General features: G+C 72.7%; 15 protein-coding genes and 1 pseudogene. 7 read left to right on the top strand and 9 right to left on the bottom strand.

The window, feature by feature from the left end:
• Nucleotides 1-55 precede the first annotated feature (55 nt).
• Complete coding sequence (locus tag ACFE67_RS04320; RefSeq protein ID WP_375405642.1) at nt 56-811, top strand: ATP-binding cassette domain-containing protein; 756 nt, start codon at nt 56-58, stop codon at nt 809-811.
• Nucleotides 808-2109, top strand: a complete 1302-nt coding sequence (locus ACFE67_RS04315) for a sugar ABC transporter permease (RefSeq protein ID WP_375405641.1) — start codon at nt 808-810, stop codon at nt 2107-2109. Before ACFE67_RS04320 ends, ACFE67_RS04315 begins: the two co-directional genes overlap by 4 nt.
• Nucleotides 2110-2170: 61 nt before the next feature.
• Here the strand turns inward: ACFE67_RS04315 and ACFE67_RS04310 are convergent, their stop codons facing one another.
• Nucleotides 2171-3175 (bottom strand): LacI family DNA-binding transcriptional regulator, encoded by a 1005-nt coding sequence (locus ACFE67_RS04310; RefSeq protein ID WP_375405640.1) that lies wholly within the window; start codon nt 3173-3175, stop codon nt 2171-2173.
• Nucleotides 3176-3275: 100 nt separating this feature from the next.
• On the opposite strand from ACFE67_RS04310, the gene rsmA reads away from it, so the two are divergent.
• Entirely contained in the window at nt 3276-4127 is an 852-nt protein-coding gene (gene rsmA / locus ACFE67_RS04305; RefSeq protein ID WP_375405639.1) for a 16S rRNA (adenine(1518)-N(6)/adenine(1519)-N(6))-dimethyltransferase RsmA, read from the top strand.
• An 83-nt stretch (nt 4128-4210) separates the two neighbouring features.
• Here the strand turns inward: rsmA and ACFE67_RS04300 are convergent.
• Nucleotides 4211-4900 (bottom strand): annotated as a pseudogene (locus ACFE67_RS04300) (DUF2382 domain-containing protein); the annotation flags it as partial.
• A 100-nt stretch (nt 4901-5000) separates the two neighbouring features.
• Here ACFE67_RS04300 and ACFE67_RS04295 point away from each other — a divergent pair.
• Nucleotides 5001-5924, top strand: a complete 924-nt coding sequence (locus ACFE67_RS04295; protein ID WP_375405638.1) for a 4-(cytidine 5'-diphospho)-2-C-methyl-D-erythritol kinase — start codon at nt 5001-5003, stop codon at nt 5922-5924.
• A 144-nt stretch (nt 5925-6068) separates the two neighbouring features.
• Here the strand turns inward: ACFE67_RS04295 and ACFE67_RS04290 are convergent, their stop codons facing one another.
• A complete protein-coding gene (locus ACFE67_RS04290) occupies nt 6069-6764 on the bottom strand; it encodes a hypothetical protein (RefSeq protein WP_375405637.1) in 696 nt (231 codons plus the stop codon).
• 119 nt (nt 6765-6883) lie between these two features.
• Nucleotides 6884-8260, bottom strand: a complete 1377-nt coding sequence (locus ACFE67_RS04285) for a glycosyltransferase 87 family protein (RefSeq protein WP_375405636.1) — start codon at nt 8258-8260, stop codon at nt 6884-6886.
• A gap of 56 nt (nt 8261-8316) precedes the next feature.
• On the opposite strand from ACFE67_RS04285, the gene ACFE67_RS04280 reads away from it, so the two are divergent.
• Nucleotides 8317-9552 (top strand): molybdopterin-dependent oxidoreductase, encoded by a 1236-nt coding sequence (locus ACFE67_RS04280; RefSeq protein ID WP_375405635.1) that lies wholly within the window; start codon nt 8317-8319, stop codon nt 9550-9552.
• Nucleotides 9549-9986 (top strand): hypothetical protein, encoded by a 438-nt coding sequence (locus tag ACFE67_RS04275; protein ID WP_375405634.1) that lies wholly within the window; start codon nt 9549-9551, stop codon nt 9984-9986. Before ACFE67_RS04280 ends, ACFE67_RS04275 begins: the two co-directional genes overlap by 4 nt.
• A gap of 230 nt (nt 9987-10216) precedes the next feature.
• Here the strand turns inward: ACFE67_RS04275 and ACFE67_RS04270 are convergent, their stop codons facing one another.
• The 5 genes from ACFE67_RS04270 to ACFE67_RS04250 are packed head-to-tail and all read right to left on the bottom strand — an operon-like array spanning nt 10217 to nt 14067.
• Nucleotides 10217-10879, bottom strand: coding sequence for a class I SAM-dependent methyltransferase (locus ACFE67_RS04270; protein ID WP_375405633.1), 663 nt, complete (start codon nt 10877-10879; stop codon nt 10217-10219).
• A complete protein-coding gene (locus ACFE67_RS04265; protein WP_375405632.1) occupies nt 10876-11505 on the bottom strand; it encodes a DUF2064 domain-containing protein in 630 nt (209 codons plus the stop codon). The genes ACFE67_RS04270 and ACFE67_RS04265 overlap by 4 nt, the downstream gene beginning before the upstream one ends.
• Nucleotide 11506: 1 nt before the next feature.
• Nucleotides 11507-12205: a glycosyltransferase family 2 protein gene (locus tag ACFE67_RS04260; protein WP_375405631.1), complete on the bottom strand. Its 699-nt coding sequence runs from the start codon at nt 12203-12205 to the stop codon at nt 11507-11509.
• Entirely contained in the window at nt 12202-13245 is a 1044-nt protein-coding gene (locus tag ACFE67_RS04255) for an NAD-dependent epimerase/dehydratase family protein (RefSeq protein ID WP_375405630.1), read from the bottom strand. The genes ACFE67_RS04260 and ACFE67_RS04255 overlap by 4 nt, the downstream gene beginning before the upstream one ends.
• Entirely contained in the window at nt 13246-14067 is an 822-nt protein-coding gene (locus tag ACFE67_RS04250; protein WP_375405629.1) for an MTAP family purine nucleoside phosphorylase, read from the bottom strand.
• Nucleotides 14068-14277: 210 nt separating this feature from the next.
• On the opposite strand from ACFE67_RS04250, the gene ACFE67_RS04245 reads away from it, so the two are divergent.
• Nucleotides 14278-14542: ATP-binding cassette domain-containing protein (locus ACFE67_RS04245; protein ID WP_375405628.1), on the top strand; the 265-nt coding region annotated here is incomplete at its 3' end.

The following is a 14542-nucleotide window of genomic DNA, read 5'->3' as shown; positions in this document are numbered from 1 at the left end:
GGTCGCCGTCGGCCTGATCGATCCACCGCGGACGCGGTGGGCGGAAGGAGGGGGCATGGTCGCCCCATTCATCGAACTGAAGGACATCCGCAAGAGCTTCGGCCCGGCCGACGTGCTCAAGGGGGTGGATCTGAAGGTCTACCCCGGGCAGGTCAGCGCCCTTGTGGGTGACAACGGCGCTGGAAAGTCGACCCTGATCAAGGGTCTCGCCGGTGTGCAGGCTTACGACTCGGGCGAGGTGCTCGTCGGCGGGCAGGCGGTCCACCCGACGGCCGCGTCGAAGCTGGGGATCGAGGTCGTCTACCAGGACCTCGCGCTGGCCGAGAACCTCGACATCGTGCAGAACATGTTCCTCGGCCGCGAGGAGACCCTGCAGGGCACGCTGAGCAACGGCGAGATGGAGAAGAAGGCCTCCGCGACCCTTGGATCGCTCTCGGTGCGCACCATGAAGTCCGTGCGCCAGAAGGTCTCCTCCCTCTCCGGCGGGCAGCGGCAGACGGTGGCGATCGCGCGGGCTGTGCTGCAGGAGGCGAAGGTCGTCATCCTCGACGAACCGACCGCCGCCCTCGGCGTCGCGCAGACGGAGCAGGTCTTGAACCTGGTCCGCAGGCTCGCCGACAACGGCGTGGGCGTGCTGATCATCAGCCATAACCTCGCCGACGTCTTCAAGGTCGCCGACCACATCAACGTGCTCTACCTGGGCACCATGGTCGCCCAGCTGGAGACGAAGGAGACGACGAACAACGAGGTCATCGGGTACATCACGGGCCTGAAGACCGACCAGCCGAACCTCGAAGGGGCCGTCCGATGACCGCGACGTCGAACAAGCAGCCGGATCCGTCGCTCGCCGCAGCGATCGACGCCGGCAGCGGCGCGACCCCTCCCGGCATCGCCACCGGGTACGAGGGCAGCTTCAGCGATCAGATCAAGGCGTACGTCTCGCGCGTGCGCGGCGGTGAGATGGGCATGCTGCCCGCCATCGGCGGCTTCATCGTGCTCTGCATCCTGTTCCAGTTCCTCAGCCCGAGCTTCCTCAGCCTGATCAACGTCGCGAACCTGATCACCCAGACCGCGTTCCTCGCGGTGCTCGCGGTGGCCCTCATCTTCGTCATCCTGATCGCGGAGGTCGACCTGTCCGCCGGCGTCACAGCCGGTGTCGGCATGTCCGTGTTCGTCCTGCTGAACAACGGCATGGGTGTCAACTGGGTGCTCGCCCTGATCGTCGCGCTCGTGGTCGGCGTCCTCATCGGCCTGTTCATCGGGTACTTCGTCGCGAAGGTCGGCATCCCGTCGTTCGTCGTCACCCTGGGCCTGTTCCTCGGCTTCCAGGGGCTGCAGCTCGTGCTGCTGGGTGACGGCAACACGTACCGGGTGACCGAGCCGGCCGTGACCGCCATTGAGAACAGCAACATGCCCATCTGGGCCGGCTGGCTGATGTGGGTCGTGATCGTGGTGGTCAGCGCCGGAACTGCGTTCTACGACCGCCGGCGGCGCCAGGTGGCCGGCGTGCCCGTGCGCACCCTGAGCCTGCTGCTCATCCGGGTCGGCGTGATCGCCGTCGTCGCCGGCGTCATCGTGGCGCTGCTGAACACGAACCGATCCCTCTCCGTGCTCCCGATCTCGGGCGTGCCGATCGTGGTTCCGATCGTGGTCGCGCTGCTCTGGATCGGCACGCAGGTGCTCGACCGCACCCGCTGGGGCCTGCACCTCTACGCGGTCGGCGGCAACCCCGAGGCGGCTCGCCGTGCGGGCATCAACGTCGCGGCGATCCGTATCTCCGCGTTCGTGCTCTGCTCCACCCTCGCGGTCCTGTCCGGTCTCTTCCAGGCGAGCCAGGTCGGCGTCGTCGGCTCGAGCTTCGGCCAGACGGACGTGCTGAACGGCATCGCGGCTGCGGTGGTCGGCGGCGTCAGCCTCTTCGGCGGTCGCGGCCGGCTCATCCAGGGCGTGGTCGGTGCACTCGTGATCACTGCGATCACGAACGGCCTCGGCCTGCTCGCGCTGCCGGGCGGTGTCAACCTGCTGATCACCGGTGGCGTGCTCGTGCTCGCCGCATCGGTCGACGCCCTGTCGCGGAAGCGCTCCGGCGCATCGCTCGCACGGCTCTGACCTCCGCCGATCGGTACGAAGGGGCGTCCGAGATCTTGACGGGCGCCCCTTCCGCCGTTCCTCAGCCGGGTGGGGACGCCGTTGAGCCGCGGATCACGAGTCGCGGCAGGATCCGTTCGAGCGGCGGCTGCTCGCCGAGCAGGACTGCGATGCAGCGACGGCCCATCTCGGCGAAGTCCTGCCGGACGGTGGTCAGCGGCGGCCACACGTGGGCCGCTTCCGGTATGTCGTCGTAGCCGACGATCGAGACGTCGTGCGGCACGCGGAGCCGGAGGTCGCGCGCCGCATGCATCAGGCCGACGGCGACCGCGTCGTTGCTGCAGAAGTAGGCCGTGGTCTCCCGCTGCAGCAGGAGTCGGTGGCCGGCGGCGTAGCCGAAGTCGGCGGTCCAGTCGCCCTCGGCAGAGGCGCTGAGCACCAGGTCGTGGTCGCGGAGCTCCTCCACGCAGCCCTGCATCCGACCCTCCGCCTCCACCCAGTCGGGAGGACCGGCGATGTGGCCGATCGCGGTGTGCCCCAGCAGCAGGAGGTGCCGCGTCGCGAGGCGTGCACCGGCGATCTCATCGACTAGGAGCGCCGATGCGTCGCCGGTCCCCGCAGCCCGCATCGTGATGCAGGGGATCGACGGGGCGAGGTCCGCGACAGTGTCGAACACGCGCTGCTGCGGAGCGATGACGACGAGCGCCTCGATGTCCTGGCCGATCAGGTTCGCGAGCGCCGATCGCAACGACCGCTCGTCCGGCTCGGTGACCGACGAGGAGGTGACGAAGAAGCCGCGCTCTCTCGCCGCCTCCTCGATCGCCTGGATGCTGAGCGAGGGTCCGTAGTGCGCGCGGCCTGAGGCGAGGACGCCGATCGTCTTCGAGCGACTGGTGCTGAGCGCCCGGGCCGCAGCGCTCGGTCGGTACTGCAGCTGCGCCATCGCCGTCAGGACCCGGGAACGGGTCGCGGGCAGGATGTTCTGATGGTCGTTCAGGACTCGGGACACCGTCTGATGCGAGACCCCCGCCGCCCGGGCGACGTCGCGGATCGACGCCGTCCGCGGCGCGCGGGACCCGGTGGACACGGCTGCCTCCATCGGTCGCGGGTGTGGAGCGTTCGAGGGTAGCCCGTGCGGCCGGTCGGGGCGGGACGGCCGTCGCAATACGCTCGCCGAAGGAGGTGCGATGGGACGGGCATCCGGGCTGCTCGGCGCTGCGGACGTGCGCCGACTCGCGACCGCGCTCGGTGTCGCGCCCACCAAGTCGCTCGGCCAGAACTTCGTGCACGACGCGAACACCGTGCGCCGGATCGTACGCATCGGCGGCGTCGCGGCGGGCGAGACGGTGCTCGAGGTCGGTCCAGGGCTCGGCTCCCTCACGCTCGGGCTGCTCGAGACCGGCGCGGCCGTCATCGCCGTCGAGATCGACCGGCGGCTCGCCGCCGCGCTGCCCGCCCTGGCGGCGGACCGCCTCCCGGACGCCGCCTCGCGGCTGACCGTCGTCACCGGGGACGCGATGAGCGTCGACGTGCCGGGGGATCCCGTCCGGCTCGTCGCGAACCTGCCCTACAACGTGGCCGTGCCGATCCTCCTCCGGCTGCTCGCCGATGTGCCGTCGCTCGCCTCCGGCGTCGTCATGGTGCAGGCGGAGGTGGGGGAGCGGCTCGCCGCGTCGCCCGGGTCGAAGACGTACGGCTCGCCGAGTGTCAAGGCCGCCTGGTACGGACGGTTCGCGCTCGGCGGCACCGTGCCGCGGGGCGTGTTCTGGCCCGTGCCGAACGTGGACTCGATCCTCGTCCGGTTCGAACGCGCCACGCCGCCCGGCGACGAGGCGCTGCGGCTGGCGGTGTTCCGGCTCGTCGACGCCGCGTTCGTGCAGCGGAGGAAGACCCTGCGTCAGTCGTTGGCGCCGGTGCTCGGCGGTGCGTCCGCCGCCGCCGAGGTGCTGGAGAGCGCCGGCGTCGACCCCGGTTTGCGCGGCGAGCGGCTCGACGTCGGCCGGTTCGTCGCCATCGCGGGCGCTGCCGGCACCGCCTGAAGCGGCTCGATGCCGCCGGCGGGCTGGGCCTCGTCCTCCACCGTCCCCACGTCGGCGGCGGCGTCGACCAGGTCGATCCGCTCGCGTCGCACCTGGCCGGAGATCTCCCGGGTCTCGACGACCTCCTCCTTCACGAGCCGGATGCGCTCGACCGGCACGACCTCGGTGGTCACGACGACGCGCTCCTCGTAGAGCACGACCTCCTGCTCGTCGGCACCGATCGCGCCGCCCGCGACCGGCTCGGCGTCCGTGATCGGCTCGCGGATCAGCCGGTACTCCTCCCGCCGCACCGGCACGGTCAGCGTCCGCTGCTCGGTCACGACGACCTTCTGCAGCCGGACCCGGCTGCGCGGGACGCGTTCGGTCTCGACGTGCAGGCGCTCCTGGAACGCGGTCATCACGCCCTCCTCCTGCGGGGCGGGCGCTTCGAGCGCTTCGGCCGCGGGCTCGGCCTCCGCCACCGCGGGCCCCTCGGCCCAGAACTCCCTGAGCTGGTCGCGCTCGTCGTCGTGCAGCTCGGTGTCGGGGCGGCGCCGGGGAGCCGCCTGGAAGCGGTCGCGGTGCACGGTCACGCCGATCACGTCGTCCTCGAGCACTGCGCCGCCCAGCGGCACGAGCACCTCCTCGGTGCCGAAGACGTTGCCGCGCACGCCGACCCAGCCGAGCTCGGCACCGTCGCGGTAGACCTGCCGGACACGGCCGAGCCGCTCGCCCCGCCGGTCGACCACCTCGAGCCCGGCGAGGGAGGACGGGGCGGTATCGGCTGCGAGCACGGGCGGAACTCCTGATCAGCAGGAAGGTCGGGGTAGTCGGGAGGATAGGGCATCAGGCCGCGGGTACGGCCGGTCGGCGAAGGATGGCTAGGTTCGTCGTATGAGCGCTGCCGTGCGCTCGGTGCAGGTGCGGGCACCGGGGAAGATCAACGTCTCGATGCGGGTGGGCGCAGCGATGGCGGACGGCTACCACGACGTGGCGACCGCCTACCAGGCCGTGACGCTCTTCGAGGAGCTGCGCGCCGAACGCGACACCGAGCTGTCGCTCGACTTCTCCGGCCCGATCTTCACGGGATCGCTGCCGGTCGACCGCACGAACCTCGTGATCCGTGCCGCGCACCTGCTGCAGGCGAGGTCCGGCTACCGCGGCGGCGCGCGCATCCACGTGGTGAAGCGCGTGCCGATCGCCGGAGGCATGGGCGGCGGATCCGCGGACGCGGCGGCGGCGCTCGTCGCGCTCGACGCGCTGTGGGGCCTCGGGCTGGGCCGGGAGGAGCTGCTCGAGCTCGGCGCGGAGCTCGGCGCCGACGTGCCGTTCGCGCTCACCGGCGGTACCGCGATCGGCACGGGGCGCGGCGACCGGCTCAGCCCCGCGCTCGCGAAGGGGCCGTTCCACTGGGTCGTCGCGCTCTCCGAGCCGGGACTCAGCACCCCGCTCGTCTACGGCGCGCTCGACGAGCACCGGCTGCGGCACGCGGCCGACCTGCCTCCGCTGCAGACACCGCAGGTCGATGCCCACGTGCTGCAGGCGCTGCGATCGGGCGACGCGACCGCGCTCGCCGAGGCGCTGCACAACGATCTGCAGGTCGCCGCGCTGCAGCTGCGGCCGGAGCTCGCCGACCTGCTCGAGCTGGGGGAGCGCAACGGCGCACTGGCCGGTGTCGTGTCCGGCTCGGGCCCGACGATCGCGTTCCTGGCGGCGGATCTGGACTCGGCCCTGAGCCTCCAGATCGCCCTCTCGGCCGCGCGGCACACGGTCCTGCGCGCGACGGGCCCGGTGCCGGGCGCCCGCATCATCTCCTGATCGCTGTCCGCGGCCCACGCTCGTCTCCCGCGACGGGCCGGTCGGCCGCGCGCGACGTGGCGTGTCGCGGTTCCGGCCTGATCCACGAAAGGAGGGCCGCCCACCTGTCGGTGGACGGCCCTCCTCCTGCTGTGCAGCGGTGGGTCAGCTGGCGGTGACGGTCAGCTTCGCGATGCCGACCTCGAGGTCGCCGGTCACCGCGGTGGTGCCGAACGTCTTGTTCAGCAGCGCGGCTGCGTCTTCGGAGACGTAGACCGTGGTGCCCTCGAGGACGTAGGCGTCGCCCTCCATCGTGACGGGGTTCAGCGTGCTGCCGTCGAGGCGGAACAGGTTCGCGCCCTTCACGACCGACGCGCCGTTCAGGTACACGTCACCCGAGACGTGGCTGTCGTTGCCCGGGTCGATGACGAAGTTCTTCAGCTCGACCTTCTTGTCGCCCGCGGTCAGCGACAGGCCGGAGCCGTCGTGGTCCAGCTCGCCCTGCACGTAGGGGCGGACGCCGGTGGCGGGGTCGTAGTACGTGACGTTGCCGCCGGTGATCGGGAAGGTCAGCACGCCGGCCTTCGACAGCGTGGCGCTGCCGATCACGCCGGGGGTGAGCTTCAGCGAGGTCAGCGCGTCGACGAAGCCGGAGTCCAGCGTGATCGCGGTGGTCTTGCCTCCGACGGAGGTCATGAGCGCGGGCGTCGGGCTGGCCGTCGGCGTGGCGGAGGCGGCGGACGACGAGCCCGCGCCGGACGTGGTGGAGCTGCCCGTCCCGGACTGCGAGCAACCCGCGAGAGCGGCGACGACGATGCCGGCGCCGAGCAGAGCGGTGAGCGACTTGGTGGTGGTACGCATGATGCGAAGTTCCTCTCGAGAAGCCCACGGTTCGCGGGCGGTCCGCTTTCGGCTGGCTTCCTGTTCCTGTGGTGCAGGTGTCGAGAGTTCGGTGGGCGCGACAAAAGCGATTGGTGCTATCAGGCGGCTCCCAGGTCCGGGGAGCGCAGGCGCCGTCGCAGCAGGGCGGACAGCACGACCATCGCGAGCACGACGACGAGCACGCTGCGCATGATCGGCAGGTCGTGATGCACGCCGATCAGCGAGAGGCCGATGACGACGGCGAACCACTCCCACCGCCCGCTCATCACGATGAAGGGCACGAGCAGCAGCGAGTACCAGCCGTACGCCGGGCTCAGGATCAGGAGCGCGGAGCCGACCATCACCGTCTGCGCGGCCCACGGGTCGGCGGGGTCGCTGCGGATCAGGAGGACGACCGCGAGCACCGCGAGCAGGATCAGCGCGGCGGGGGTGGAGGCGGCGTCCGGCAGCACCGCGGAGAGCAGGGCCGAGCGGCTGCCGCTGTCGTACCCCTCCTCGTTCAGATAGCCGGGCAGGTAGCCGATGACGGAGGGGCCGACCGCCAGCACGTGCGGCACGTACACGAGCGCGACCGTCCCGATCGCGGTGAGACCGATCAGCCATGGTCGGCGTCGGCCCAGGGGCGGCACGACGAGGACCGGCAGGAACTTCGTCGCGATCGCGAGACCGAGGACCACGCCGCCCCACCCCTGCCGGCCCCGCGAGATCAGGACGGTCGCCGCGAGCGCGAGGAGCGCCGCCCAGGCGTCGATGTGCGCGTTGGTCACCGCCTCCGTCACCACGAACGGGCACCAGCCGAACACCGCGGCGAGGCGGGGGTCGCGTCCCGCGCTCCGGAGGGTGCGCAGCAGCAAGGCGGTCGTGCCGAGCACGGCGAGCAGCCCGAGCAGCTGGGTCGGGAGGTACTGCGCGTCGGCGGGGACCGCGATCCGGGCGGCGGCGAAGAGCGCCTCGGCGACGGGCGGGTAGATCGTCGGCACGGTCGGGCGGTTGATCGCGGTGCAGACGGTGCCGGCGGCGCCGATCTGCTCCACCGGCAGCTTCAGGGGTCCAGGACAGGTCAGTGTGCCGTCGGCCGCGGTCGCTCCCGCGGGGAAGAGCCACGCGGGGCGGAGGGGCGCGAGCGCGGCGTCGGCGGGGACGAAGCGGTAGGGGGAGACACCCGCGTCCTGCACGATCCCGTCCCAGTTGTAGCGGGCCGAGTCCGTGCTGATGTTCGGCGGCCCCGATGCGCCCGCCGCCCCGAGCAGGACGGTGCCGAGCAGGACGACGGCGGGCGCCGCCCGTCGCGGCACGCGGAGCAGGAGGAGGACCGCCGCGGCGAACAGCGTCCAGCAGACGCCCTCGATCGCGAAGTAGGCCGGGGTGCGGTCGAGCGTGATGAACCCGACCCCGCGGATGAGCGCGACGGTCAGCGCGGCGATCGCGACCACGAGCGCGGCGACGGGGAGAATGCGGTGGGTACCGGCGCGCACCCCGTCATCCTCTCGGTCCGTTCCGAACATCCCGGTATGCGGACGGAGCGGCGAGCGTGATCGGCTCGGCCATGCTCCTCCTGCGCACGGCGCTCGCGTCGCCGGCGCGGCATCCGCGCACCGCGGTCGTCATCGGGCGGCTGCTCGGGCTCGGCTTCGTGATCTGCTTCGGGACCGGCGTGTTCAGCCACTTCCTGCAGAACCCGCTGCCCGGGATGGCGTTCCCGACGCGCCCGATCTGGCTCTACCGCCTCACCCAGGGCGTGCACGTCGGCGTCGGGACCGCGCTGATCCCGCTGCTGCTCGCGAAGCTCTGGACCGTCTACCCGCGGCTCTTCGCGTGGCCGCCCGCGCGCACGATCGGCGGCGTGCTCGAGCGCGTCGCGATCGCCCTCCTCGTCGCCGCGGCGTTCGTGGAGCTGGCGACCGGCCTGACCGACACGTTCCAGTGGTACCCGCAGCCGTTCCGGTTCCGCGAGACGCATTTCGCGCTCGCGTGGGCCATCGTCGGCGCGCTCGCGATCCATATCGGCGTGAAGCTGCCGATCATCACGCGCTGGTGGCGTCGCTCGCGCAGCGTCGACCCGGCCGGCGTCCTGCTGCCCGTGGGCGAGGGGGAGGGGGACCTCCGGCCCGAGCCGCGCGTCACGGGCGTCACCGGCTACCTCCAGCGCAGCATCGACCGCGCGCCCCAGCCGCCCGCGACGGTCAGCCGCCGAGCGGTCCTGCTCGGCACGGGGCTCGCGTCCGCCGCGGTCGTCGCGGTCACCGCCGGCGAGGCGCTGCCGGCCCTCGCGCCGCTGAACGTGCTGGCCCCGCGCAAGCTCCGGTACGGGCCGCAGGGACTGCCCGTCAACCGCACCGCGGCGGAGGCGAAGGTGCAGCGCGTCGCGCTCGATCCCGCGTGGCGGCTGACGGTCAGCGGGCCGGACCGCAGCGTGGTGCTGTCGCTCGACGACCTCCGCGCGATGACGCAGACGGACGCGGGCCTGCCGATCTCATGCGTCGAGGGCTGGAGCACCCAGGCGCGGTGGCGCGGCGTGCCGGTGAGGGACCTCGCCGACCTGGTCGGCGCCCGGGACCGCGAGTGGCTGGTCCGCAGCTTCGCGACCGGCTCCTACAGCAGCACGATCCTGCAGCGGGAGTTCGCCGAGGATTCCCTGACCCTGATCGCCCTCGAGCTGAACGGCGCCGTGCTGCACGTCGACCACGGCTACCCCGCGCGGCTGATCTCGCCCGCGCGGCCGGGCGTGCTGCAGACGAAGTGGCTGATGTCGCTGGAGGTCCGGTGAGAGCCGCACGCATCGTGCTCATCTCGCTCGGCGCTGTGCTGATCGGCGTCGGCGGAGGCGCGCTCGTCGCCGGCGTCCCGCCGCGGCAGTGGATCGGGATCCTGCTCTGGATGGGTGGCGCGGTGGTGCTGCACGACGTGATCTTCGCGCCGCTCGTGCTGGTCGGCTCCCGGCTCCTGCGGCGGATCGGCGCCCGCGTCTCGTGGGTCCAGGTCGCGATCGTGCAGGTCGCGATCGTCGTCGGGGCCGCGCTGACCCTGATCGCGGTCCCGGGCATCGTCTCGAAGAGCCTCGGTGCGCGGAACCCGTCGGTCCTCGTCTTCGCCTACGCGCCGACGCTCGCGATCACATGGGGCACCCTCGGCGTCCTGACCGCGCTGTTGGTCCTGGCCACCGGTCTCCGGAGGCGCCGCGCCCGACCCTCCGTTTTGTAGGCAGGATGTGCCTACAAAACGGAGAGTGCGACCCGTCGGGGTACTTCGCGGGCTTGTGCGGTGATTTCCGACTCGTGAGGGTGCGATCGCAGCCACATTCGTCTGGAATGACCGCATGAGGTGAGGGTGACCGGGGGATCCCGGCCTCATGCGGAGAAAGTGCACCGATGCGGCGCCGCGCCCGACCCTCCGTTTTGTAGGCAGGACGTGCCTACAAAACGGAGAGTGCTCTACTGCGCTCGGAGGCGGGCGAACCAGCGGCCGTCGAGCTGCCAGGCGTGCTCGAGGTCGAAGTCGTGGGCGGCGCGCAGCAGTGCGGGCATGCCCACCTGCGACCACGGGAACGAGTCGCTGTCGCCTGCCGCCCCGCGAAGGCGCCACATCGCGGCGACGTCACGGGCGGGATCGGGATGCGCCTCGACGACCAGCACGCCGCCGCGGTGCAGGAGGCGACGGCAGCGCGCGAACATCGCCTCCACGTCGCCACCGATGCCCACGTTGCCGTCGAGCAGCAGGAGGGAGGACCAGGACCCCTCGAGCGGGAGCGGATCGAAGACGCTGCGCCGCAGCACCGGAAGCCCGGCGGCACGACAGGTCGAGACCGCGACCGGGTCCGCGTCGACTCCCCAGGCCTGCAGCCCGGCGTCGAGCGCGGCGCGCACCATCCGGCCGGGGCCGCAGCCGACGTCGAGCAGCGGTCCGCGCAGGCCCTCGAGGGTCGAGCGGTCGGCGCGGTCGGCGACCGCGCTCCACCGCTGCACGTCCAGGGACTCGGACTCGGTGGACGGGTCCTCCGGCACCAGCTCGAGGGTCGGAGCCGCGCTGCGCAACGCGGCCGCCCACGGTTCCGCGCCGCCCGCGCCGAAGCGGGCGGCGGACAGCGCGAGACTCACGCGTCGGCCAGGACCGCCGGCGCGATCAGCGCGAGCTGGGCGGCGAACCGCGACTCCGGAGCCTCAGCGGCGACGAGCATCGCCTCGTCGACGTGGTCGAAGTCGGTGAGCGCGGGCAGCTGACGGACCCGCAGCCCGGCGGCGTGGAGGCGCATCAGCTGCGCGGCGCCGGTGTGCTCGGTCGACATGGGCACACCGCGGATCAGGTCGCCTCGGCGCGGCCACCGGTCGAGCCCGAGCGCCCAGAAGCCGCCGTCGTGCGCGCGGCCGAACCACGCCTCCGCGTCCTCGTCGTCGAGTACCGACTGCAGGACCGCGGGGTCGAGCTGAGGGGTGTCCATCCCGACGAGGACCGCTCGACCCTGCACGGCGTCGAATGCGGCGGCGATCCGCTCGTCGAGCCCGCCCGCCGGCTGGGTGCCGATCTCGAACCCGGTGCCCCGGGGGGCCCTGCCCTGGAACCAGAGCAGGTGACGGTCCGCCCGGACCCGGCCGGCCGCCTCGATCGTGTCGGCCAGGCTCGCGGCGGCCAGGGCCGCGGCCTCCTCCGATGTGAACGGCGGCGTCAGCCTGGTCTTGACCCGGCCGGGGACGCACTCCTTGGCAAGCACGATCACGGTCGTCATGTCACCTGTTCGGAGCAGCACCCCTGTTCGCCAGGTCCGTCCGATGTTCTTTCAGGATCCGGCGCATGTCCGACACCGCGGTGAGCGTGCCGCGGATCGTGCCGGTCACCTTCGAGCGGCCGATCCGCGGCCGGTACGGCACCTCCAGCTCGCGGACGCGGAGTCCGGCGGAGGCGGCGCGCAGCAGCATCTCCAGCGGGTAACCGCTCCTGCGGTCGCGCAGGTCGAGCGCCAGCAGATCCGCGCGGCGGGCGACCCGCATCGGGCCGAGGTCGTGGAGGGCGATGCCCGACGCCCGGCGGATCGCGCCGGCCAGCGCACGGTTCGCGATCCGGGCGTGCAGCGGCCACGCGGATCTCGGCTCGGGCCGCCTGCGCCCCAGCACCAGGTCCGCCTCGCCCGCGAGGACCGAGGCCGCGAGGCGCGGGAGATCGGCGGGGTCGAGCGACCCGTCGGCGTCGAGGATCGCGACGAGGTCCGCCTCCGCTGCCAGCACCCCCGCGTGCACCGCCGCGCCGAACCCGCGGCGCGCCTCCAGCACCACGAGGGCCCCGTGCGCCCGCGCGACGTCCGCCGAGCCGTCGGTCGAGCCGTTGTCGACGACGATCGCCCGGTAGCCCTCCGGCATCGCTGCGAGCACGCGGGGCAGCGCCGCCGCCTCGTCCAGGCAGGGCAGCACGACGTCGACGGTCGCGCTCACCCGCGCAGCGGGGCGTGTGCGAACGCGCGCACGCCCGCCTCGAACGGGACGGGAGGCGGCACGGCCAGCTCGGCGCGGAGGCGCTCGGACGACGCGGTGATGTGCCGAACGTCGCCGAGGCGGTAGCCGCCCGTGATGACCGGCGCGGGTCCGCCGCGTGCGGCGGACAGCGCGGCGGCGAGGTCGCCGATCGTGTGCACGACGCCGCTGCCGACGTTGAAGGCGCGGACCGCACCGCGCGGCTGCTCCGTCGTCCAGTCGATCGCCGCGAGGTTCGCGGCCGCGATGTCGTCGACGTGCACGAAGTCGCGGCGCTGCCGCCCGTCCTCCAGCACCGTCGGCGCCTCGCCGTGCTCCAGCTGGGAGCGGAACAGCGCCGCCACGCCCGCATAGGGGGTGTCCCGCGGCATGCCGGGCCCGTAGACGTTGTGGTAGCGCAGCGCGGCGACGCGGCCGCCGGTCTCCCTCGCCCAGATCGAGGCGAGCGCCTCCTGCTGCACCTTCGTCGCGGCGTAGACGTTGCGCGGGTCGATCGCGGCGTCCTCGGTGACGAGCCGGGGGGTGAGCGCCTCGCCGGTCTCGGGGTCGATCGGCTCGAAGCGGCCGGCCGCGAGGTCCAGGGCCCGGCGCGGCGGCACGGCGACCGGCCCGCGGGAGGAGGCGTACGCGCCCTCCCCGTAGACCACCATCGACGACGCGAGCACGAGCCGGTCGATGCTCGCCGCCGTCATCCCGGCGAGCAGCACCGCCGTGCCGAGATCGTTCGTCCGCACGTAGTCGGGGGCGTCCGCGAAGTCGACGCCGAGCCCGACCTTCGCCGCCTGGTGGCAGACCACGTCGACGCCGGCCAGCGCCCCGGCGACCACCGCAGGATCCGCGACGTCGCCGATCACGGTCTCGACCCCCTCCGGTGCAGCCGCATCCGCGGGATGCACGTCGGCTCGCAGCGAGTCGAGGATCCGGACGCACGTTCCGCGAGCGAGCGCCGCCCGCACGACGGCGCCGCCGATGAAGCCCGCGCCACCGGTGACGAGCAGCATCTACTGCGGCTCCCGCGCGAGCACGCCGGCGATCGCTTCCGGCGCCACGGTCGTGCTCGGGTGGAATCCCGTCGGGATGGTCCGGACGATCTCAGCCAGGGTCCGGTCGAGCGTCGGGCTGACCGCCGTGATCCGCCTTCGCACGAACTCGGTGCCCGCTTCGGACGGGACGGCATTCGCGCCGGCCTCGCTGCCGGTGATGAAGGAGACGTTGACGACGCCCATCCCGAGCTCCATCGCCAGGACGGTCTCGGGCAGCAGGGTGCGGCCGACGATGTCCGCGCCCGCCGCCGCGTACCAGCGGGATTCCGCCTGCGTGGAGAAGCGGGGACCGTTGATCACGACCGCGGTCCCGAAGTCGCGGTAGCGGATCTGCATGCCGGCGAGCGCCTCCGACGCGAGGCCGCGCAGCGTCGGGTCGAACGGGTACGCCGCAGCGAGCTCGACGGCCACGCCCTCGTCGTAGAAGGTGAACGGCCGGTTCGAGGTGCGGTCGATCAGCTGGTCGGTGACGACGAACATCCCGGGTGCGAACGAATCGCGCAGGCCGCCGGCGGGGCTCGTCGTGACCAGCGACGTCACGCCGAGGGAGGCGAGCGCCCAGATGTTCGCGCGATACGGCACGAGGTGGGACTGCAGCACGCCGTCGACGCCCCGGCGGACGATCGTCGCGACGCGGCGGCCTCCGAGCAGCCCGATGCGCACCGGTGTGGACGTGCTGCCGTAGGGCGTGCGGACCTCGTAGTCGACCGCGTCCTGCAGGTCACGGCGGTGCCCTACGCCGTCGATGATCCCGATGTCGACCGACCCCGTCTGCGCCATGCCCTGATCCTCGCAGCCGCGACGCCCTTTCGGGATTCGCGGCCCGGCGCGGTCGTGAAGGAGGAATCGCAGGTCGGCGAAGCCGTATCGCGCCGGACGACCGATCTCGATGAGGTCCGGAGGCGCGCTCCCGGCATCCGCCCGCCCGGTGGCGACGACGACGCGGCCGTCGGCAGGCCGCCACCGGGTGCGAACCTAGGCTGGTCCGTCGTGGCACATCTGGTCGGCGCGGAGCGCATCCGGTTCGAGACCCCGACCCGGGTGATCCTCGACGAGCTCTCCATCGGGCTCGAGACGGGGGACCGCATCGGCGTCGTCGGGCGCAACGGCGAGGGCAAGTCGACGCTGCTCGGCGCGCTCGCGGGTACGCGGGAGCCGGACGCCGGGCGGGTCACCCGGCGCAGCGGGGTCACCGTCGGGGTGCTCGACCAGGAGGACCGCCTCGGTTCCGGCACGGTGCTCGCCGCGGTGGTCG

Origin of the sequence: uncultured Amnibacterium sp. (assembly GCF_964244015.1) — a bacterium.
Taxonomy (GTDB): domain Bacteria; phylum Actinomycetota; class Actinomycetes; order Actinomycetales; family Microbacteriaceae; genus Amnibacterium.
Note: the sequence above shows the minus strand (reverse complement) of the source record. Positions and strands in the feature narration are given on the sequence as shown.

Coding starts and splice junctions, on each gene's coding strand:
- ACFE67_RS04320 (WP_375405642.1), top strand. CDS start 56: ATGGTCGCCCCATTCATCGAACTGAAGGACATCCGCAAGAGCTTCGGC.
- ACFE67_RS04315 (WP_375405641.1), top strand. CDS start 808: ATGACCGCGACGTCGAACAAGCAGCCGGATCCGTCGCTCGCCGCAGCG.
- rsmA (WP_375405639.1), top strand. CDS start 3,276: ATGGGACGGGCATCCGGGCTGCTCGGCGCTGCGGACGTGCGCCGACTC.
- ACFE67_RS04295 (WP_375405638.1), top strand. CDS start 5,001: ATGAGCGCTGCCGTGCGCTCGGTGCAGGTGCGGGCACCGGGGAAGATC.
- ACFE67_RS04290 (WP_375405637.1), bottom strand. CDS start 6,764: ATGCGTACCACCACCAAGTCGCTCACCGCTCTGCTCGGCGCCGGCATC.
- ACFE67_RS04265 (WP_375405632.1), bottom strand. CDS start 11,505: ATGACGACCGTGATCGTGCTTGCCAAGGAGTGCGTCCCCGGCCGGGTC.
- ACFE67_RS04255 (WP_375405630.1), bottom strand. CDS start 13,245: ATGCTGCTCGTCACCGGTGGCGCGGGCTTCATCGGCGGCGCCGTCGTG.
- ACFE67_RS04250 (WP_375405629.1), bottom strand. CDS start 14,067: ATGGCGCAGACGGGGTCGGTCGACATCGGGATCATCGACGGCGTAGGG.